Below are 23061 nucleotides of genomic sequence, written 5' to 3'. Positions count from 1 at the left end.
ATTGCCTCATCAGGCTTCTAGCGATCGCCCTCCCGGAGAGTGACAGAAGAGGGATATAGCAGTCCTAAATCATTCGTGAACAATAAGATCCCCGACTTCTTTGAGAAGTCGGGGATCTGAGTCTCTCGATTTTCACAACTCATATAAGAGAGGAGAAGAAATATATTATGATATTGGCTGTAGATTTGATTGCAATTTTAGTAAGCGATCGCTCGCTGTTTGTAATGTCTCAGGTCTTTTGCTAAAGCAAAATCTGATCAATGAATGTCCTTTTTCTGGTTGGTTGAAAAAGCTGGAACCGGGAACTACAGCGACACCAATATTTTTAATTAGATGGTAAGTGAATTCAACATCTGTTTTGTAGCCAAATTTGGAAATATCCGCAAGAACATAATACGCTCCTTGGGGAACGAAATAGGGAATTCCAACTTGGTCTAGAATTTGTAAAATGCTGTCTCGCTTCTGGTGATAAAGTTTGGCTAGTTCTTCATAATAGGATGGTGGTAGTTGCATAGCGGCAACTCCGGCTCGTTGCAATGGTGCAGGTGCGCCAACGGTGAGAAAATCATGGACTTTGCGAATCGCCCCTGTCAATTCGGGGTTTGCCAAAATGTAGCCGACTCGCCATCCAGTCACACTATAAGTTTTGGATAAACCGTTAATAGTAACGGTGCGTTCTTCCATACCGGGAAGGGTAGCTAGGGCAATATGTTGAGTGCCGTCATAGAGAATATGTTCGTAGATTTCATCTGTGAACGCTAAGACATCCCACTTTTGACAAAGTTCAGCAATTAGGGTGAGTTCTTCACGAGTGAAGACTTTACCTGTGGGATTGTGGGGTGTGTTGATAATAATCGCTTTCGTATTGGCATTGAAAGCTTGACGCAACTCTGCTTCATCAAATGTCCAATGAGGGGGATGGAGTGTCACATAACGGGGTACAGCACCAGCTAAAATCGCATCGGGGCCGTAGTTTTCATAATATGGCTCAAATACAATTACTTCGTCACCGGGATCAACTGTTGCTAGCATTACAGATGCCATTGCTTCTGTGGAACCACAGGTAACAGTGATTTGGGTTTCGGGATTGATATCTAAGCCAAGATACCAACGGACTTTGTTAGCGATCGCATGACGAAATGGGCGATCGCCCCAAGTAATGGCATACTGGTTCACATCTGCTTCTATGGCCTGATATGCTGCCTGTTTCAACTCCAAGGGACAAGAAAAATCAGGGAACCCCTGCGCCAGATTTACTGCATCGTGTTGCAGTGCAACCCTCGTCATTTCTCGAATCACCGACTCTGTAAACTGTTCTGCCTTCGCTGATATTTTTTGGCGCTTAATTTCACTCACCCCTATACCTCCGTTGATCTCTGTTGCGATTATGCGGGAATTTCTCTAAACCAGATAAAAATCATAATATCGATAGATTTATCGTAGTATACTCAAATTCCAGATCCAGGGGGAAGATGAGGGAGGAGGGGGAGCAGGGAGCAGGGAGCAAGGGAGAAGAGTTTTCCCCTCCGCCTCTTTTCAATGCCCAATCCCCAATCCTCAATGCCCTTATTATCTATATACTAAATTATTGAGATTAATAGTCAATTATCGAAGTACTGATCCAGAATCATCATGAAATCTTTGCACCGTCCCGATCTGTATAGCTGGTCTAATTTCAATCCGGCAAGAAATATTGATTTCAATGGGATTGCCTGGATTCGCCCAGATGGCAACATCTTGATTGACCCAGTAGCCTTATCAAACCATGATTGGAATCATCTGAGATCCCTCGGCGGTGTGGTTTGGATTGTGCTTACGAATTCTGAGCATATTAGAGCAAGTAAAGAAATTGCCGATCAAACTTATGCTAAAATAGCTGGCCCCATAGCAGAAAAAGATACTTTTCCCCTACCTTGCGATCGCTGGCTATCTGATGGTGAAGAATTTGTCCCAGGACTAGAAGTGATTGAACTCAATGGTTCTAAAACTCCTGGTGAATTGGCTCTATTACTAGAGGAGACAACTTTAATTACAGGAGATTTAGTCCGGGCACGTAAAGCCGGTAGCTTAACGATATTACCAGATGACAAACTGCTGAATCGCGAAGAGGCTGTTGCTTCTGTTCGCAGGTTGGCTCAACTAAGTCGGGTAGAAGCAGTACTAGTGGGGGATGGTTGGCCAGTCTTTCGGGATGGACGCGATCGCTTGCAGGATCTTGTAGCGACGTTGTAATTAATTAGGGTAGCACAGTTAGCTGTGCTACCCTAAAGACGATTGGGCTTCAAATAGATCAAAAAGGTTGTCAAAAGAAAATCAAACAACGCAGTATCATGGTAGTCAGTAGCATTTATATCTGAAACTTTCTTTTTTGTTTTAAGAGAATATCAGATAAGCCACCTCCTGATTCCCTGATGGCAGAATGTTGAAGCTTTCACTGATTAACCTAGTTGGAGAACACTGATGTCGAAAGAAAGAAAAAGTAACAAAGAAGTTAAAAAACCTAAAAAAGATCCCAAAGACAAAAAGCAGAAACAAGAACCAAGCAAATAGGATGATTTAGGTTAGTAAGTCCGATATCTAGGACAGTCTACGCCTAAGCAACTGATCAAGCAGGAACAAACTTCAGCGAAACTCCGTTCATGCAGTAGCGCTTGCCAGTCGGTGCAGGGCCATCATCAAAAACATGGCCTAGATGACCACCACAGCGACTACAATGTACTTCAGTTCTGGTCATAAACAACGACCTATCTACAGTTACAGCGATCGCACCTTCAATCGGATTGAAAAAGCTAGGCCAGCCAGTACCACTGTTAAATTTGGTATCAGATGTAAACAGTGGTAATTCACACGCGGCGCAATAATAAGTGCCTTTGTCGTATTCCTTATCCAGTGGGCTAGTGTAAGGGCGTTCAGTTCCATGTTTACGCAATACATTAAACTGTTCTGGCGTTAAAATTGTGCGCCATTCTGATTCTGGTTTAGTAACTTCAAATCCACTCTGAGAAGTTGTCATCGCTTGTGACCCCCAATTGATATACCTTGATAAAAATGCTGTGCCGACTACGACTGCACCAGCCTGTAAAAAATACCGTTTGTCCATATATCTATTATTTTCTATTTTCCGGTTCACTGGACAATCAACTCCAGTACGGAATTCCCTACATGAATAACTATAATCAGCGATCGCTCTGAATTAGCCCTGATAAACTGATTAAAATTAGCTAAGAAAAAACAAATTATCCAATATTGTGGGGTGAGCATCTTGCCCGCCCTACTATGGACTGGGCGGGCAAGATGCCCACCCCACAAGAGTTAATTGAATATTTTTTTATTTGGAAGTCCGTAATATAAGTATAGTTTCCCATTGGAGCGTAACAATAAGTCAATCATCATCCTCATCAGAGGTGGTTGCTAGATCCTGAGTAGTCCCCTGTTTACCCTGACTTGCCAGAAATACAAATGCGCGATTAAGGCGTTTTACCCCACTTAGGGTAATCAGAGTCAGTAAGCCTCCCAATAATCCCATTTGCCACAAACCACAACCAATTGCAGCCCCCAACCCGGCCGCAGTCCAGACACAGGCGGCTGTAGTTAAGCCTTTTACTTTTGGCGTCGCAGATTTTCTCGGAGACTCTTGTAAAATCAATCCGGCTCCAAGAAATCCGATCCCAGTAGCGACACCTTGAATTGTACGACTCAGTGCATTGGTAGCAGCATAGGGACTCTCGCCCTCAACCTGCAAAGGAATCATCACAAATAGTGCTACTCCCATACTCACGAGCATAAATGTTCTCATTCCTGCCGGTCTACCCCCTTGCTGACGGTTAAATCCAATCAAGCAACCAACCAGGAGCGCCAAAGACAATCTAAACGCTATATGTGGCCAATCATTGGCAGCAATAAACATCGGCCCCATTGCCTTATTTCTCCTAGAGACAGAACGGAATTTTACGCTTATTGCCTGTGGGCTGGATGGCTACCCACGTTCATGGCTGAAAACCTAACCACAGTAAATTAATAAGCTTGACGTACATTAAGGTAAATTTAACAGAAGGTTATGGATAAGTAAACTAATATACACAAACCTGCAATTGGTGTATTCTTCCCAAAGACAGAAGGAATGTGGATTGGGGAATAGGGACTGGGGAATAGGGACTGGGGAATAAGTAATAAATCTCTTCCTTGTCTCTTGTCTCTTGCCCAATCCCCAATTCCCAATCCCCAATCCCCAATCCCCAATCCCCAATCCCCAATCCCCAATCCCCAATCCCCAATTCCCAATCCCCAATCCCCATCGCTAGCCTATTGAACACCGCCTAATATACATTGGTCTGATAGGAATACCGGAGTTTTTTTAAAACTTCTTGCTTGCTTAAGTAGAATTATGTGATACTCTAAAGCTAGAAATAAAGCACGGTATTTCTATAGACTTACCGTAGTTTATAAGGACAGGATTCATGCAGCTACTATGGTTCATCCCAACCCACGGTGACGGACGTTACCTTGGAACGGCTACAGGTGGGCGGGCAGTAAGCTTTCCCTATCTGCGGCAGATAGCCCAAGCGGTGGATGACCTTGGTTATACAGGGGCATTGCTGCCCACTGGTCGTTCTTGCGAAGATGCTTGGATTATGGCGTCAACGTTAGTATCACTAACGCGACGGATGCGTTTTTTGGTGGCGATTCGTCCTGGCTTGGTATCACCTGGAGTGGCAGCGCGGATGGCGGCGACTTTCGATCGCGTTTCTGAAGGACGCTTGCTGATAAATGTCGTCACAGGGGGCGATCCCGTGGAATTAGCGGGAGATGGCTTGCACTTGGATCACGATCAGCGCTATGAATTAACAGATGAATTTTTGACAGTATGGCGAGCGATCGCTAGTGGTGAACAAGCTAATTTCCAAGGCGACTATTTTAACATTCAGGATGGGAAACTATTGTTTCCAGCTGTTCAGAAGCCGCATCCGCCCTTGTGGTTTGGCGGTTCCTCTCCTGTTGCTCAAAAAATTGCTGCTAAACATGTAGATGTTTATCTAACTTGGGGCGAACCACCAGCGCAAGTAGCCGAGAAAATTGCATCAGTTCGCAGACTTGCAGAAGCAGAAGGCCGGACTTTGCGGTTTGGGATTCGCCTACATGTGATTGTGCGCGAAACCACAAGTGAAGCTTGGGATGCGGCGAATCAATTGATTAAATATGTAGATGACGAAGCGATCGCTAAAGCTCAAAAAGCTTATGCACGGATGGATTCAGTTGGACAACAGCGGATGACTCAACTCCACCACGGTAATCGTGAGGCATTAGAAATCAGCCCGAACCTATGGGCGGGAGTCGGTTTAGTGCGGGGTGGTGCGGGAACAGCCTTAGTCGGCGATCCCCAAACTGTAGCAGCCAGAATATTGGAATATGCTGCTTTGGGTGTTGAGTCCTTTATCTTCTCTGGCTATCCCCATCTAGAAGAAGCTTATCGAGTTGCAGAACTGCTATTTCCCCACTTGCCATTAGAGAATCTGCCGACAGTGGAGAAGCAACACGTCTTGAGTCCATTTGGCGAAATTGTGGCAAATGAAGATTTCCCTAAGCAAAAGCCTCAAGAAAGAGCAACATCCATATCCTAGTAAATAAGAACTAGGAGATTACCAACCATGCTGCACCAACAAATTGACCAAAAAATTTCCGAAAAAGAAGCTTGGGCATTGCGTCGTCAATTGGGAATACCTAACAACAAACGCTTGTGGGTGCTAGCGTGCATGGATGAACGTTTACCTGTCGAGAAAGCATTAGGAATTGGTGAAGGAGATGCTCATATTTTCCGTAATGCTGGAGGCTTAGTTACAGATGATGCGATTCGGTCAGCGATGTTAACTACGCAGTTTTTTGGCACAAAAGAAATCATCGTCATTAATCATACCGAATGTGGCATGATGACAGCATCAGGAGACTTTCTCAGTGAGGTATTGCGAAATCAAGGTATTGATGTGGATCAAGTTAATGTCGATCCTGCTTTACCAGAATTGAAGCTACCAAAAGGTGTTTTTTCCAAATGGATCAAAACGTTTACCGATGTAGATGAAATCTGCAAACAGCAGGTGGAATTACTGCGTAATTCTCCTTTAATTCCCCAGGATGTAGTTATTCATGGCTACATTTGGGAAGTTGAAAGTATGAGTTTGCGCCGTCCCTACAAACGTCTGAGTGAGAAGGTCAACACAGCATCAGCTATGCAGACCAAAACCACAAAACATACTCAACCCGTTTTAGAAATTGGGAGTTTAATTGAATGACTAATATTCTTGCGATCGCTGGTAGTCCTACCCATCCATCTAGAACCTATGGTGTTGTCGAATACACTGCCAAGCTTTTACAACAAGAAGGCTTGCATGTAGACATTATTTCAGTTCGAGATTTGCCTGCTGAAGATTTAGTTTTTGGACGATACGACAGCCCAGCTTTAGAACAGCCAAAAGCTTTATTAGCAAAGGCAGATGGTGTGATTATTGCTACCCCAATTTACAAAGCAGCTTATACAGGAGTGCTAAAAACATTTCTAGATTTGCTGCCACAAAAATCATTAACAGGTAAACCCGTATTACCAATTGCTTTGGGTGGAACGATCGCTCATTTACTGGCAATTGAATACGCCTTAAAACCTGTATTGTCTGAATTAGGAGCGCGGCATATCCTAGCTACAGTTTATGCGGTAGACAAACAAATTCAACGACAAGCTGATAATAGTGTCTTGTTAGATGAGGAAATTGAGCAAAGACTCAAAGATGTCCTCAAGGAATTTGTGAAAGCCGCAGCTTACGATGCCGCAGCTCCTCAAGAATTGGTTCATGCCAATTAAATAATCAAGTTTATACCTCCGTTTGTTTGTAGCAGAGGGGTAATTTTTACCCATCTGTTACTTTTTTTAAAAGTTAATCAGAGAAACGTAAAAAAATATAAATTTATCTCTCAATAACTACACTTTAATAGCGATATTTATCACTGAAATTTATTAATTTTTCCCATAAAATATTGTAAATATCCCAGATGTCTCCTAACTCTACCTGTAGTAGATAAGTAAATTTCGCTTATCTACTACTTTTTTACTAATATTTGAAAGCTTTGAAATATTATAGGTTGGATAAGGCTAATACCTTATCCAAGCAAAGCGCGATCGCTCTTAATAAAAGAGCATCATAACTTTATTCAGCTTTAACAAAGCTCAACTTTTTACCCGAATAGGTTTTGTAGGTTGCGTGCAGCGATAGCGTAACCCAACATAAAATTTGTTGGTAATGTTGGGTTGTGTTTCACTCCACCCAACCTACATAAATATATCTTTTAAAAAACTCTATATTTCAACATAGATGAAGTTTAGTTAGATTATTAGTCATAAACGTTAAAGTTACAGGCTACCGCAAAAAGTTTATTAGACCTATCCTTAATACAAAAATAATGAAATAATCAGAAGAAACTAGAAATAATTGACATTTAGCATGACAAGCCCTTTAGTGAGAATAGAGTTGCATCCACAGGAAGCAAAACGACTAATAGGAATAAATTACGAACACTTTTTAGCATTAGTAAGTTTAGCGGAAGAAAAACATAAGGAGAAACAAGCTGAAATCGAAAAAAATAAGATCCGTATTATCGCTAAGGGCGGTGGACGGAAACCAGAAATGTCATCAAAAGAAGGAATATGTCTGTGTTTAGTATATCTCAGACAAAAGCCAATTTTTGAAATATTAGGTTTACTGTTTGATGTCTCTAAAACGAAAGCAAATGATGCGTTTAACTATTGGATAAAAATTTTGAGAGAAATACTACCAGTATCGCAAATGGAAGAAGTGCAAGGAGATGAAGAGAAGTATCAAAAACTGCGTCAAATCTTACTAGATTATGAATTGATTGTAGATAGTGCAGAGCAAGCTATAGAAAAACCTTCAGACTATGAAGATCAGAAAAAATACTATTCAGGCAAAAAAAAGATGCACACACTGAAAAACCAAATTATTGTCTTGCCTAATGGCGTTGGCGAAGCCTCTCGTAGAGAAGATATCGTAGATGTCACAATTGGAAAACTAGGTAAAACTAGCGATATAAACTTGTTTAGAGAAACTCATCATAAATTTTCACCCAGACAGAAATTTTTAGGTGATAAAGCTTACAAGGGAGAAGAAACGATTACCACACCACATAAAAAAACGAAAAAAACTGAAATCACTGAATTACAAAAAAACCAGAATAAAGAATTATCTTCCAGAAGAATAGCTGTTGAACATCTTATATGTCGGCTCAAGATATTCCGAATTGCCAGTGAAAGGTTCGGTCTGAATAGGAATAAATACATTCAAATAATTAAAACTATTTGTGGATTAGTTAGATTACGACTAAATCGATTAGTTTTATTCACATAAAGAATTGGTAGCTGCTCTTAAAAATGATTTTGGTTTTTTCTATCTTGGCAGAAAGTTTTGATAAAATAGCCACTTATAGTCTCAAAAGCCTACTTTTCTCGTGGCTTTCATGACGTGATCGCAGTTTTTATCTAATCCGTCAAAACCTTACCTCATAAGCATTTAGGATTTGCGGACAAGTCTATTGTAAATGAGTCGCGATCGCTTAAAGAAAAGCTCTTCCTTTATTTGGCGCTAATTACAAGCTGGCTTGCGCCGTAGGCATCGCTTTTTATATTGAAGCCACCGTATATTAATGGCAATGTGCTTTTTTGGTCAGGTTAGCCAGTAAATTAGAAGTAGGGTGTAAAAAAATAAACTCAATGAAAGCAATGTCTAATGACAGGCCGCAAGCCGTCTGCGCTACTGATTTTGCATCTATCGTCGGCGAAGAGAATGCTGTTTGTCTTTGGGAAAATATCGAACTCAGTCAGCAAAAACGTATCCAACAGGCTATAGCTTCTGAGAAGTTTCCCAGTTGTATTGTCTATCCTCGCACTCAAAAACAGCTAGCCGCAGTCATTGCCAAAGCTCACACAAATAACTGGCGCGTCCTCCCCTGTGGTAGTGGTAGTAAACTCAACTGGGGTAGTTTAGCAAAAAGCATTGATGTTGTAGTCAGTACAGAACGCATCAACCAACTGATAGAACACGCTGTTGGCGATTTGACTGTCACAGTAGAAGCTGGGATGAAATTCTCCGATTTGCAAGCACTTTTAGCAAAGTCGCGGCAATTTCTCGCCCTTGACCCCACAGCACCAGAGTCAGCAACCATTGGCGGTATTGTTGCCACGGGTGATACAGGTTCTCTACGGCAACGCTATGGTAGTGTGCGCGACCAGTTACTAGGTATTACCTTTGTCCGTGCTGATGGAGAAATTGCTAAAGCTGGGGGAAGAGTAGTTAAAAATGTCGCCGGATATGACTTGATGAAGTTGCTTACGGGGTCTTATGGCACATTAGGCTTTATTAGTCAACTAACTTTTCGCCTGTATCCGTTAGCCGAGGCATCGGGGACGGTGGTACTAACTGGGAAAGCTGAGGCTATATCTCAAGCGGCTAATATCCTTCGGGGTTCGGCGTTAACACCAGTGCAGGCTGATTTGCTATCAGCTAAATTGGTGTCTAGTTTAGATTTGGGTGAAGGACTAGGATTAATTGCTCGGTTTCAAAGTATTAGTGAAAGTGTTAAAGAACAGTCAAACCGAGTTTTGGAAGTTGGGCAAAAGTTGGGTTTAGATGGAGTAATTTTTGCCGATGGTGAGGAAGCTAATTTATGGCAGAGATTGCAAGAACGAATACATACTTCTGCTACAGAATCGGTAATTAGCTGCAAAATAGGAGTGTTGCCTACTGCTGCTGTCGAGATTTTGACTCAGGTGGAGTTAGGTTTGATTCATATTAGTAGTGGTTTAGGCTTGTTACAATTAGAGAGTAAAAATCAAGTTTTGAAAATCCGCAATGAGCTACATTCTAGTGGAAGCAATCACACTCAAGCTAATAAAGGTTTTTTAACAATTTTGTCAGCACCAATAGCGGTTAAAGAACAAATAGATGTTTGGGGCTATACGGGGAATGCTTTGCCATTGATGCGCCGTATTAAGGAACAGTTTGATAGTCAGAATATTTTAAGTCCTGGTCGGTTTGTGGGTGGGATTTAGTTTTAAGAAAACGTAGACTCGGAGAGGCTTACCGCAAGCTACCGCAACGGAAGAGGGGAAAGATAGAAATATGCAAGTTTCAGAAAATTCTGTTAATAATACGGCTAGTTTAAAGAATTTGAAGGGGTTTGATGGGAGTCATCCGCCTGACCCGAAGTTGATTGATAGTTGTGTCCATTGTGGATTTTGTCTTTCGACTTGTCCCAGTTATCGAGTGCTTGGCAAGGAGATGGATTCTCCTAGAGGACGCATCTATTTAATGGATGCAATTAATGAGGGTGAGATTGCTCTTAATACCGCAACGGTAGAACATTTTGATTCTTGTTTGGGGTGTCTTGCTTGTGTGAGTACTTGTCCTTCTGGTGTGCAATATGACAAGTTAATTTCTGCAACTCGTCATCAAGTTGAACGGAATTATCCCCGCAGTTTATCAGACCAATTTTTTCGGAAATTGATCTTTTCTCTGTTTCCCTATCCCAATCTTTTACGGGTTTTACTAATCCCGTTATTAGTTTATCAAAAGTTGGGGTTTGCCAAATTATTTCGGACTACGGGCTTACTCAATAAAATATCGCCCCGTTTGGCAGCAATGGAATCAATTCTGCCAGAAATTACTCTCAAATCTTTTGAAGATAATTTTCCTACTATCATTCCTGCTAAAAGTGAGAAGCGCTACCGCGTTGGAGTAATTTTGGGTTGCGTCCAACGACTGTTTTTCTCTTCCGTAAACGAAGCAACGGTGCGGGTTTTAACGGCGAATGGTTGTGAAGTTGTGATTCCGAAATCTCAAGGTTGTTGTGCGGCGCTTCCCGAACACCAAGGACAAACAGAACAAGCGAAAGCTTTAGCGAGGCAGATGATTGATAGTTTTGCCAAAACTGATGTCGATTTTGTAATTATCAATGCTGCTGGTTGCGGTCATACTTTGAAAGAGTACGGGCATATTTTAGAAGACGACCTAGAATATCGGGAAAAAGCAAAGGATTTTGCCGCTAAAGTTAGAGATGCTCAAGAATTTTTGGCAACTGTTGGCTTAACAGCAAAACTATCACCGTTGACTGATAAACCCTTGAATTTAGTTTATCAAGATGCTTGTCATTTATTGCATGGACAAAAGATTAGTGTGCAACCGCGTCAGATATTGCGGCAAATTCCAGGGGTGAAGTTGAGAGAACCAATAGATGCAGCTTTATGTTGTGGCAGTGCTGGAGTTTATAATATGCTGCAACCAGAAGTTTCTGAAGAATTGGGTCGGCAAAAAGTAGAGAATTTGTTGAATACTGGTGCTGAGTTAATTGCTTCTGCTAATCCTGGGTGTACTTTGCAGATTACTAAACATTTGCAGTCGCAAGGTAAGAAGATTTCAGTTATTCACCCGATGGAGTTGTTAGATTATTCGATTCGCGGTGAGAAATTGAAATTGTAGACATTTCTTGTGGGGTGGACATCTTGTCATAGGTGTCAACTTCAGATGGAAATAGCTTATCTGTTGGCTTCCATGCCCGCCCGGAAATAAATTTTCGGGCTAATAGCTTAAGTCTACTGAAGTAGACTGGAGATTTTTGGCGATATTTTTTAGTCATCTTCAGATGACTTTAGCTATTAGACGGGAATTTCAATTCCCGGCGGACAAGCGGTTTCGCGTTAAGTTGACACCAATGGTGAGACACCCACCCCACAAAAAAATTAGATATTTTAATCAGTCAATCTAAAGAAGCTTTTTCCGAAATAGCCACTTTATCGTCTGTATAATCACTGAAATGGGCAAAAGCATCAGGCTGATTTCGGGTGATTTGTGATGAAACTAGATTTAGTTAGATTTTTTCAGGCTTGCAACCCCAGCAAAACTCTGGTTGTGAGCAAACCGGAAGATAGACAATATTATATTGATTTCTCCAAAGTGCGCGGTGCCAAGATTATTGAAGAATTAGGACGAACTATCACCCGCCTTGCACCGGAACAAGCTACTTGTCAATTATTTACAGGACATATCGGTTGTGGCAAATCCACTGAGTTACTGCGGCTAAAAGCAGAGTTAGAACAGCAGGGATTTCATGTGGTTTATTTTGAGTCTAGCCAAAGCTTGGATATGGCTGATATTGATGTTACAGATATTTTATTAGCAGTAGCTCGTGAGGTGAGTCAAAGTCTGGAAGCAATAAAAATTAATCTCAAGCCTGGATACTTTCAAACTCTGTTTACTGAACTTGCTGAATTTTTGCAAACGCCGATAGAACTTGGGGGAGAGTTATCTGTAGGTATTGCCAAAATTACTGCCAAAACTAAAGATAGTCCCAAACTTCGTGGCCAACTGCGACAATATTTAGAACCGCGCACCAATGGCATTTTAGAATCAATTAACAAAGAATTGCTCAAGCCTGCTAGGGAAAAACTGGAGCAGCGAGGTAAAAAAGGACTGGTGGTAATTGTCGATAATCTCGACCGAGTTGATAATTCTTTTAAGCCTTCTGGTTATTACCAACCAGAATATCTCTTTGTGGAACGAGGTGAACAGTTAAACCAGCTAAATTGTCACGTTGTTTATACCATTCCCCTAATGTTGATTTTTTCCAATGCTTTAGGCAGGTTAACAAATCGCTTTGGAGTAGACCCGAAAGTTTTACCGATGGTTCCTGTACGGCTAAATGGTTCGGAATTTTCACAGGGAATTATACTACTACAACAAATGATTATGGCCAGGGCTTTTCCTGGTGTAAGTTGGGAACAAAGCCAGCATTTGATTACCGAAGTTTTTGATAGTCCTGATACTTTAGAAAGGCTGTGCTTAGTTAGCGGTGGTCATTTGCGAAATTTGCTGATGTTATTATTTCGCTGTCTTCAGCAAGAAGACCCACCCCTGTCCCAAGAGTGTGTAAATAGGGTGATTAAACAACGCTGCAATGAGCTAACTTTAGCAATTACTGCTGATGAGTGGGAAGTACTGCGTGAAGTGGCGCAGCAGAAAAGCTTGAGAGGTCATGAAAGATACGAACTTTTGCTTCGCAGTATGTTTGTATTTGAATACCGCGATGAAAATGGTTCTTGGTTTGATATCAATCCGATTTTGACAGAAGCTAGGGAATTCGGGTTATGAGTAATCCGCACGAGACAGAAAATTTAGCTGCTGAAAATGAACGTTCATTGCAAACTCTGGTGCGAGCAATTACCCTTTCTCAGGGAGAATTTTCGTTGATTTTACTACGCTGTAATTATGCAGCTTTCCGTCAGGATATAGTACAACGCCTACATCAACTATCTCCTGTTAAAATCCGTGAAATCACTTTACCTGTGTCAGTCAAAACTCTTTACACGCCTATAGGTGAAAAACTGGGAGATGAACAGCCACCAGCATTAATGGTTTTTGGTTTGGAATCTGTTAAAGATATTGATACAGTTCTAACTTCAACAAACCAAGTACGGGAGGAATTTAGAAAAAATTTCCCTTTCCCTGTGCTGTTATTAGTTAATGACGAAGTTTTGCAAAAGCTGATCAGATTAGCGACAGATTTCGAGAATTGGGCAACAATAATTCATTTTGCGATCGCTACCACTAATTTAGTTCAATTCGTCAAGCAAACATCTGAAGAAGTTTTCGCCAAAGTTTTAGATGCTGGTGCAGGGAAATTTCTCGATAATTCTGCACTCAATCTGGGAATTGGTTCGCCGCACCGTGTAGAACTTGAGTTAGCACAAGTTGAACTCCAAAAACGGGGTGTGAAGTTAGACGCAGAACTAGAAGCCAGTTTAGAATTTGTCCTGGGTCGAGATGCGGTTTCGATGGAACTGTCACGCCAGCATTATGAACGCAGTCTCGCACTTTCGCAGCAGAGTTTTAACCTAGAGCAGGAAGGATGCGTACTGCACAATTTAGGGTTATGGTGGCGTACCTACGCCATCCAGCATTTAGCAGAACAAGAAGCCGCTTGCTTACGCGCTAAAGATTATTATCATAAATGTCTGGAAGTCTTTGAACGGGCACATCGTCCCGACTTAGTAGCAAAGTTTGTCAACTCTTTGGGAGAAGTACTGCAAACGCTCCAGCAGTGGGATGAATTAGAAAAAGTTGCTCAAAAAGCTTTAAATCTATATCAAACTTATCCTGATTGGTTCAGAGAAGCAAGAGCTTATGGATTTATTGCTGAAGTAGCACTTGCTAAGTCTGCTTGGAATAAAGCCAAACAAGCCGCAGAAAAAGCGCTTTCTATTGTAGCTAAGAACCAATCGACTCAACCCAACGCTAATTTAGAATTGGTGCGCTATTATCATCAAGGTTGGTATTTATTCGCACTAGCCAGAGCGCGACAGCAGCTTAATAAAGTGCCAGATGCTTTAGCTACCCTAGAAGCTGCAAGAAGAGAAACTAAACCTCAATATGATCCAGAGCTTTACATTCAGATATTGAAGAATTTGCAAGATATTTATTATCAACAATGTCAATATCTTGCAGCTTTTCAGATTAAACAAGAGAAAATTAAAATTGAACATCAATATGGTTTTCGTGCTTTCATTGGAGCAGCTTATTTAATTCCTCAGTATGAGGTAATTAACCCAGCAATAGTGCAATTAGAAAAGCTCGTAAAAGTTGCTCAAGAAATTGCTGTTTCCAGTCGGCAGCAAGATGTCAATCGACTGATGAAAAGAATGAGTCGTAATGACCATAAGCTGACTGTATTTCATGGTCAGTCAGGAACAGGTAAAAGTTCAATTTTGAATGGAGGATTAGTACCTACGCTGCAACTTCAACCAATTGATGCTCGTGATGTATTACCTATTGTCATGCGAGTTTATACAGATTGGACGGGTATATTGGCAAAGTGTTTCATAGATAATGATACATATAGTAATTCGATAGAATTCATCTGCGAAAATTTGCGAAAAAATGTCGAACGTAATCTGTTAACAGTTTTAATTTTCGACCAGTTTGAAGAATTTTTCTTCGTTTATACAGATCAAAGTAAAAGGCAGCCATTTTATAAGTTCTTGCGGCTTTGCCTAGATATTCCTTTTGTGAAGGTTATTCTCTGTTTGAGAGAAGATTATTTACATTATTTATTGGAGTGCGATCGCCTGTTTAATTTTACAGCAATTAATAACAATATTTTAGATAAGAATATTCGCTATTATTTGGGAAACTTCTCTTCAGTAGATGCTAAAGCTGTTGTGCAAAGTCTGACGGAGAAAACCAATTTTTACTTAGAGTCTGCGTTGATTGATCAATTGGTAGAAGATTTAGCAGACGAACTTGGCGAAGTACGCCCGATTGAGTTACAAATCGTCGGCGCGCAACTCCAAACAGATAAAATTACAACTTTAGATCAATATCATCAGTCGGGAACAAAAGAAAAACTGGTCGAGCGATTTTTAGAAGAAGTTATTAAAGACTGTGGTGATGAAAATGAACTCTGTGCCAGAGTAGTTTTATATTTACTAACAGATGACAAAGGCACTCGTCCCTTAAAAACTGCCGATAATTTAGCGGAAGATTTAAAAACAGCAGATATTGTCTTAGAAAAAGAACAACTAAATCTAGTCTTAGAGATTTTAGTGGGTTCTGGGCTGGTGTTAAATATTCCTGAAGACCCTGCTAACCTATATCAACTGGTTCATGACTATCTAGTATCTTTTATCCGGCAATCACAAGAAGCAAGAGAACTAGAAGAACGGAAAAAGGAGAAACAAAAACGACAACAGGCTGAAGAAAAACTAAATATTTTTTTAAAACGACAACGAAACTTGGCGATCGCGGGAGGTGCGATCATGACCTTCTTGGCAGCCGTATCAGTGATCTTTGGATTCCAGGCAGAGAATCAAAGAGAACAATCAGAAAAAAACCGAATAATAGCCATTAGTAAAACTTCCGAAGCACTTTTTACCTCACACCAGACATTTGATGCCCTTAAAGAAGGCATCCATGCTGGAATATTACTGAAAAAATTACCTTTTGCACAAAGCGATAGTCAACTTCGCACCCAAGTTCTAGGGGCACTACAACAGTCAGTTTACTGGATAGTAGAGCGCGATCGCTTAGAAGGACATCGGGATCTGATCTGGAGTGTGACTTTCTCACATGATGGAAAGTTGATGGCCTCAGCTAGTTATGACAATACTATAAAACTCTGGAATCAGGACGGTAGGGAGCAAAATACGCTCAAGGGACATAAAGATAAAGTCCTCAGTGTAAGTTTTTCACCTAACGATCAGACAATTGTCTCAGGTGATTTCCAGGGCATCATCAAATTTTGGAAGCGGGACGGCACTCCAATAAGAGAAATCAACACACACAGCAAGGGAGTTTATAGTATCGATTTCTCGCATGATGGCCAGACAATTGCCACAGGAAGTCGGGATGGCACACTCAAACTTTGGAAGCTAGATGGCAATTTATTAAAAACCCTAAAAGCGCATAAAGATGGAGTTAATAGTGTCGCTTTCTCACCAGACGGTAAGATGATTGCTACTGGTGGTCGGGACAAAACTGTGAAGCTCTGGACATCTAATGGTAAGCTTCTTCACACTCTAAAACGCAATCAGGACTTTGTTTGGGATCTAGCTTGGTCAACCGATAGCCAGACAATTACTGCTGCTGCTGGTGGTGCTGCTGCTACTGGTGACGACAACAGAGTAAAAATTTGGAACCGAGACGGCACTTTATTAACAGATTTTAAAGCACATAAAGATGGAATCAATAGCGTGGCTTTCTCACCCGACGGTAAGATGATTGCCACAGCTAGTGATGACAAGACTGTAAAGCTTTGGAAGCCTGATGGTACTTTACTCACAACTTTATCAGGACATACCAATGGGATTTATGCTGTCAGATTCTCACCTGACTGTAAGACTCTGGTTTCTGCCAGTGCTGACAGTACAATGAAACTTTGGCAAGTTGGTAGTATCAGCTGCTTACGCAACGCTAAAATTCCTGCTTCTGCTAGCGTTGACAGCACGATGAAGATTCAGTTTGGTAGTGGTGTGGTAAGTATCCTAAACGCTCATGGTGATAGAGTTAATCAGGTACATTTCTCACCTGATGACAAAATAATTGCCTCAGCCAGCCGTGACAAGACAGTGAAACTCTGGAGGCGCGATGGTACTTTGGACAAAACTCTTGACGGGCATAGCGATAACGTTAGTTTCTCACCTGATCGTAAGACAATTGTCACCGTTAGTGATGATCAGAAAGTGAAACTTTGGAAGCGTGACGGTAAATTCCTCAGAACCCTGTTTAAGAATAGCGATAATATATTAGGCTTAAATTTTTCACCCAACGGCCAGTTCATCGCTTTGGGTAGCATGGATAACAAAGTAATCATATTGCGGCCAGATAGTATCAAGCATCAGGTTCTCAACAAGCATGATGACTGGGTAAGGGCTGTAGCTTGGTCGCCAGATAGTCAGATGCTTGCTTCAGCTAGTGATGACAACACGGTGATACTTTGGAAGCAGGGCAATAAAGGAGAGTTTTATAGATATGAAACTCTCGCAGGGGAAAACGGGCATAAAAGTTGGGTTTTGAGCGTTAGCTTCTCACCTAGTGGTGAAATGATTGCCACGAGCAGTAATGATAAGACGGTGATACTTTGGAAGCAGGACGACAAGGGCAAGTTTCGCTGGTACAAAAAGCTGGAAGGGCTTAAAGGGCATACTGATGAGGTTAATAGTGTGACTTTTTCACCCGACGGTAAAATGATTGCCACAGCTAGTGATGACAAGACTGTAAAACTCTGGACACGCGATGGTAATTTAATCACTACTTTGACTGGGCATAACGATTACTTATTAAGCGCGACTTTCTCAACCGATGGCAAGACTCTGGCCTTAGGCAGTGCTGATGGGGCTATAATTCTCTGGAATTTGGATGAGCTAAATCATCTCAATAATCTAGATAGCTTACTGGGGCGTGGTTGTGATTGGTTACATAATTATTTGCACAACCTGAAGGAGGAGAAGAGCGATCGCCATCTCTGCGACGATATTAAGTAAGATACAAGCGATGTCTTGCGACCGCGCAGTGTGTTGCAGACAAACACTGCGCGAATGCGTCTACGCACTTTCTAGAATCATCTCAGGCGATGCCTACGACTGTAAACTACGCTCTTTTAACGATTGCACCTATCACACATTCATGTTCATGATTTTTGATTTTGTGACTTAAACCTACCTGCAATAAACTCTCGCTTAAATAAATGTTTTGTCTTGCGTTTGGTAACTCGCTCTCGCCACATACGAAAACTGGATTCTTTCATTTGCTGCCGCATTAAGGCAATTACCTGTTTCTCTTGTAGCCCAAACTGAGTTTCAATAACATCCATTGGTGTTCTATCTTCCCATGCCATTTCAATGATGCGATCAATAGTTTCGAGATCAAGGTTTGGTAACTTCATGCGGAGAGCTTATAATTGGTCAATTCGAGCTACATCTATTTTACTTTTTATCTTAAAGAATTACGGCGTTGCTCCCGAAAGCGGATGATTTAGCAACTAATAAAATCACTCCCCCTGCTAAAATCCCTCTGCTCATGAAAGACTCAGAGAAACTTTGGGCATTTAGTGAAAGCACAGTCTATATAGCTCTGCGTAAACACAGAGGCTTCATCAAGGACATATTATTTCCGCGAAGAGCGCGTCTCGAAACAAGTGTTTTTTGTTTTTTCCAAATGAATAAGGGAGGCTTCTGACCACTTGCGGAGGGCATTCTCCAAGAGCTACCTCAGCTCCAAGAGCTTCCCCAGCCCTCCTTTTTGGTGACTATTAGACAGGAAAAATATCTAGAAGTTCATTGCCATTAATTACTGTTGTCCAGTGCTGATATTTTCCTGGGGCATTCTTTTCTCGTGGGTCTGCTTGCACCAAAGGCATAAACTCGTGGTAATGTTCGTTGGCACTAGCTCCCACCATGCATCCAGCAGACCAACCTTTGACCGGCTCCCCAAAACTATCACCATCTGGATTATTGGTAGTGTGTTGATCTATATTGAAGTTACTACCCTCATCCGGTAAGCGATCAGGGCCACGCAACACTGCAATATCTCCAGTTTGTACTAAAGCTAATTGGTCTCCAGTACTACCGTGGTGATGACCAACGCTCCAAGCTTGGTATTGCCATGCCTTGATATCTGCACACCCTTGGGAGTTCATCGGACTGTCCCAGTAATGCTCTCCTGGGTCGCAAGTTCCTAACCAATTGCCTGCAAAAGTTGGTAGTTTATCTTTGATCACCAACACGCAACGTCGGTCATTCCAGACAAATGGTGCATTACCATTCCACTGTCCATTGCGGTCTAGTCCACGAAAATAAACGATGTTGATTTCTCCATCATTACCGTTAGCACTAATATGGTGATTGTGTAAGGTCATCCACATCACGGTTCGACTTGGCCAGTCGCCGTTGAGTTTAAATCCTGCTATTAAATCAGTCGGGTTGGTATTGAGCAGACTGGCAGCAACATGGGAGTTGATTCCTGGAGCGCTGAGATTTTGAAAATGTTTATAAGCATTTAGTGCCCTGGCAGATTTTGAACCCCAATTTCCATCAGGTGAACTTAAGAGCCAAAAATCTTGAAGTCTAGACTGCAATTGCAGTGCCAAGGTTTTGTTTGCAGCGATCGCATCATCATCTTCGAGTGCTTTGACTGACCCATTGACTAAACCATAGAGCAAGGCATGAGGATTATCGGTAGATGTAACTGTCATACAATTACTGCGTTTTTTGGAATCAGAGTAATAATTCATACTATCTTGCCATCGCCAAACGCAATTAACCAGGGTAGAAAGTAGCGAAGCTGCTATGAGCCGCCATGCAACGCCTGAAATCCCTACTCAGAGAGAGTTTCAGAAAAAATTTTCAACTTTTACCCGAAAATGAGATTTTGACCAATTGGATGCACACTTAAAGCTGTACCATTTTCATCACATGCGATCGCTGTAAACAGACGACTGATTAAAAAGACTCAAGTATTTGTATATTCCGCCTGGGAATCGATGTCTTGTAACTATCAAATCCCGACTTTTTCTCCATAAAAAAGCCCCACTGAGTGATGGGGATGAAGACTAATGAATTTTTGGCACTTTTCTCTGTTATGGGTGCGCTTGGTAAAACTCTCTATCTATTCACTTCTTCTAATGGAGAACTGTCTTCTTTCGCTGATGTACTAATGACATATTCAGGGTAGGCTGGTATGCCATGCTCGTGTAAATCCAAACCTGACAATTCGCCTTCTTTCGACACACGCAGTGTCCCGGTCAAATTTACCAAATACATCAACCCTAGTGCCACAGCAAATGTAGACACAGTAATAATTAGGTTGCCAATAACTTGTGCGCTCAACACCTGTATTCCCCCACCATAAAACAGACCTCTTAAGGGCGCAGAGACATCAGGTAAGATGGGGCCACTCGCACCGAATTCACCAGTGGCAAACAAGCCCAGCGACCACGTTCCCCAGATTCCGCAAAAACCATGTACAGGAACTGCACCGATAGGATCGTCAATCCGAAGCCATTCCAAAAGGTCTATGCCTAGAATGACAACTACGCCAGCTACCGCCCCAATGATGATAGAACCTGTTGGATTCACCCAATAGCAGGGGCAAGTAATCGCAACCAAACCCGCCAAGAAACCGTTGACTGTGAAGCTCAAATCCCACTTTAAAGTTTTCGGATATCCAAAAAACAGTGCCGACAGACCGCCGGAACATGCTGCCAAGGTAGTATTGGCGGCAACCCGTCCAGTCCCCACAAAGTCCATCGCCGAAAGTGTCGAGCCGGGGTTGAAACCGTACCAGCCGAACCACAGAATCAGACCGCCGGATGCAGCAATTACAAGGTCATGGGGCAACATCGGGCCGCCACCGTCGCGCTTGAACCGACGACCTAAACGCGGCCCGAGGACAATCGCACCCGCCAGGGCAATGAATCCCCCAATGGTGTGAACAACTGTAGAGCCTGCAAAGTCATGGAAGCCAGTTCCCAAGAAGGGCAGGAAACCATCTTTGCTGCCCATCGTTACCAGAAAACCGTCTGGTCCCCAAGCCCAGTGTCCGATAATTGGGTAGATGAATCCAGAAACGCCAATGCTGTAGAGAAGATCGCCAATAAACCCTGTCCGCCCAATCATTGCCCCAGAGGTAATCGTCGAGCAGGTGTCTGCAAAGGCGAACTGAAACAGCCAAAATGCCAGGAACGCCACACCTGAACTTTCATAAGTCGCGGGCGCACCTTGCAAGAAGAACCAATTCTGTCCAATCAAGCCGTTACCATGACTGAACATGAAGGCAAAGCCCCAGGCATAGAACAATAAACCGCAAAGACAGGTGTCAACGATGCATTCCATCAAGACGTTTACGGTTTCACGAGAGCGACAGAAGCCTGCTTCCAGCATCGTAAAACCTACCTGCATTGCAAATACTAGGAAGGCCGCTAGTAGCGTCCAGAGGGTATTAATCGGGTTAACGATGTCATTGCCTTTGAGTACTGGATCGGCTGCCAGAGCTGGTGTTTCCACCAAATTGGGGATGAAGGCAAATACCATGAACAGCATCATGATAGCCATTGTCTTGCCCAGCAGTAGTAAGTAACCGTAGCGCCTCCACTGTGGATCACGCAAACGCTGTCCCAATCGTGCCAACTTGTTAACTTGCTGACTTTGCCCAACATTTTGAGGCATTTTCTTGATTGTGGGGAATTGCTGATGCTTTTTGAGGAAAAAGCCTTTCAAGATTTGGGTAGATCCCGCTTTCACGAAAAAGACAATAAAGCTTGTTACCAAATAGCCAAATAGATTGAGGCAATTTCGACCGTTTTTTCCCAAAGAACTACAAGCTTTAAACAAGATAGTTTTTAGTCTGCTTCTCTTGTTAGCCACTAAGTAAAACCTCCATTCAGGTAAGTATTTTTAAACAACTAAACCTCAATTGTCAGTCAAGGTGTTGAGGAATAATCTGAAGTATTTATGTCAAATAAACTTGAGCGTGATTGTCTCAAAACTGATAGCCGATCACGTTACGATAGTTGCGACATCATCAAGAACGAAAAAGGAGTTTTTCTGTAAGTCTTTAACCACATTTTTTCAATATCAAAAACCCTGATATTATGAGAAATCTGAATGTGACTTTACAGAAATCAAGTAATAAATTTGACTAATTGTTTATTTATTTCTAAGAAAAAACTGTATTAAATAATACAGTTTATGCTCAGGATATCGCATGAAGTTACTCCTGCCACATCAGATATAACCACTGTATTCTTTACAGCATAAGTATTTACCGCTATTAAGATGGAAACATTCAGAATATTATTAATTTTATATACAACAAGTCAATAATTTGTTACTTTTCCTGTTTCACAGCCTCATGAATCTCGTCACATTTTCGTCATGATTTTGTCATCTCCTCGTCAATCTGATATGAAATTATTATCTAGCAGAGCTTGATTCATTTTTATGAGGTGGGATTACCTATTTTTCATTTATCTTTAAGTTCTCCTCATCATCTCACCAAGCATTCCAGAGGCTTTATTAGTTTCTCTGACTTTTGGTTTTAAGCTTCATATTGTCGTTAATGAACTAGGTCACTCTTAAATGTAACTCTGACCCCTGGTAATATTGATGACCGAAATTTATTTCAGGTTGGGAAAGCAACGCCAAACTAATAGACTTATGCAAAAAGCACTTTTGCAAGAGGTCTAATGTTTTAGGGGTGAGGGGTCAAACCCACCGTGAGTTGACCAACAATTTCATATAATCCGCTAAGATAAACGTGTTTTTACAAAAGCTGAGATGCTCCCGCTATTATTCCGAGAGAAGTAAGCAAACAACGGGTATTTACTTTTAGATAAGTAAAACTAATAATTTGTATTAGATTTACTGAAGTAACAAAAGTTGATTAAAAATTGTAAAGCAGTGTAAAGTAGTTTCACAGGCAAAGACCTTAACGCCTGATTCATAAATAACCGCAATCATAA

The 23061-nt window shown here is 41.7% G+C and carries 15 protein-coding genes; 9 read left to right on the top strand and 6 right to left on the bottom strand.

Features of this window, described 5'->3' with window-relative positions; genetic code table 11:
* Window positions 1–165: 165 nt before the first annotated feature.
* Window positions 166–1356, bottom strand: coding sequence for a pyridoxal phosphate-dependent aminotransferase (locus tag V7L31_RS05385; protein WP_334695293.1), 1191 nt, complete (start codon window positions 1354–1356; stop codon window positions 166–168).
* A 276-nt stretch (window positions 1357–1632) separates the two neighbouring features.
* Here V7L31_RS05385 and V7L31_RS05380 point away from each other — a divergent pair, with 276 nt between their 5' ends.
* Window positions 1633–2232, top strand: a complete 600-nt coding sequence (locus V7L31_RS05380) for an MBL fold metallo-hydrolase (RefSeq protein ID WP_334695292.1) — start codon at window positions 1633–1635, stop codon at window positions 2230–2232.
* 373 nt (window positions 2233–2605) lie between these two features.
* Here the strand turns inward: V7L31_RS05380 and msrB are convergent, their stop codons facing one another.
* Both msrB and V7L31_RS05370 read right to left on the bottom strand, forming a co-directional pair.
* Window positions 2606–3100 carry a peptide-methionine (R)-S-oxide reductase MsrB gene (gene msrB, locus V7L31_RS05375; protein WP_334695291.1) on the bottom strand — a complete coding sequence of 165 codons (495 nt, stop codon included), beginning with the start codon at window positions 3098–3100 and terminating at the stop codon, window positions 2606–2608.
* 282 nt (window positions 3101–3382) lie between these two features.
* Window positions 3383–3916, bottom strand: coding sequence for an MgtC/SapB family protein (locus V7L31_RS05370; protein WP_334695290.1), 534 nt, complete (start codon window positions 3914–3916; stop codon window positions 3383–3385).
* Window positions 3917–4457: 541 nt separating this feature from the next.
* On the opposite strand from V7L31_RS05370, the gene ssuD reads away from it, so the two are divergent.
* From ssuD to V7L31_RS05330, 8 genes are all read left to right on the top strand, one after another.
* Window positions 4458–5618 (top strand): FMNH2-dependent alkanesulfonate monooxygenase, encoded by a 1161-nt coding sequence (ssuD, locus tag V7L31_RS05365; protein WP_334695289.1) that lies wholly within the window; start codon window positions 4458–4460, stop codon window positions 5616–5618.
* A gap of 27 nt (window positions 5619–5645) precedes the next feature.
* Window positions 5646–6284, top strand: a complete 639-nt coding sequence (locus tag V7L31_RS05360; protein ID WP_334695288.1) for a beta-class carbonic anhydrase — start codon at window positions 5646–5648, stop codon at window positions 6282–6284.
* Complete coding sequence (gene ssuE, locus V7L31_RS05355; protein WP_334695287.1) at window positions 6281–6847, top strand: NADPH-dependent FMN reductase; 567 nt, start codon at window positions 6281–6283, stop codon at window positions 6845–6847. Before V7L31_RS05360 ends, ssuE begins: the two co-directional genes overlap by 4 nt.
* 637 nt (window positions 6848–7484) lie before the next feature.
* Window positions 7485–8405 (top strand): transposase family protein, encoded by a 921-nt coding sequence (locus V7L31_RS05350; RefSeq protein WP_334695286.1) that lies wholly within the window; start codon window positions 7485–7487, stop codon window positions 8403–8405.
* Between the two features lie 362 nt (window positions 8406–8767).
* Window positions 8768–10105, top strand: coding sequence for an FAD-binding oxidoreductase (locus V7L31_RS05345; protein WP_334695285.1), 1338 nt, complete (start codon window positions 8768–8770; stop codon window positions 10103–10105).
* A gap of 70 nt (window positions 10106–10175) precedes the next feature.
* Window positions 10176–11531 carry a (Fe-S)-binding protein gene (locus tag V7L31_RS05340; RefSeq protein WP_334695284.1) on the top strand — a complete coding sequence of 452 codons (1356 nt, stop codon included), beginning with the start codon at window positions 10176–10178 and terminating at the stop codon, window positions 11529–11531.
* A gap of 372 nt (window positions 11532–11903) precedes the next feature.
* A complete protein-coding gene (locus tag V7L31_RS05335; RefSeq protein WP_334695283.1) occupies window positions 11904–13199 on the top strand; it encodes a P-loop NTPase fold protein in 1296 nt (431 codons plus the stop codon).
* Entirely contained in the window at window positions 13196–18085 is a 4890-nt protein-coding gene (locus V7L31_RS05330; RefSeq protein WP_334695282.1) for an nSTAND1 domain-containing NTPase, read from the top strand. Before V7L31_RS05335 ends, V7L31_RS05330 begins: the two co-directional genes overlap by 4 nt.
* 146 nt (window positions 18086–18231) lie before the next feature.
* Here the strand turns inward: V7L31_RS05330 and V7L31_RS05325 are convergent, their stop codons facing one another.
* From V7L31_RS05325 to V7L31_RS05315, 3 genes are all read right to left on the bottom strand, one after another.
* Entirely contained in the window at window positions 18232–18486 is a 255-nt protein-coding gene (locus V7L31_RS05325; RefSeq protein WP_190882232.1) for a TIGR03643 family protein, read from the bottom strand.
* Window positions 18487–18852: 366 nt separating this feature from the next.
* Window positions 18853–19794: a hypothetical protein gene (locus V7L31_RS05320; RefSeq protein WP_334695281.1), complete on the bottom strand. Its 942-nt coding sequence runs from the start codon at window positions 19792–19794 to the stop codon at window positions 18853–18855.
* Between the two features lie 409 nt (window positions 19795–20203).
* Window positions 20204–21964, bottom strand: a complete 1761-nt coding sequence (locus V7L31_RS05315) for an ammonium transporter (RefSeq protein ID WP_334695280.1) — start codon at window positions 21962–21964, stop codon at window positions 20204–20206.
* Window positions 21965–23061: the final 1097 nt, after the last annotated feature.

It is taken from the genome of Nostoc sp. (genome assembly GCF_036916655.1).
Lineage (GTDB): Bacteria > Cyanobacteriota > Cyanobacteriia > Cyanobacteriales > Nostocaceae > Nostoc.
Note: the sequence above shows the minus strand (reverse complement) of the source record. Positions and strands in the feature narration are given on the sequence as shown.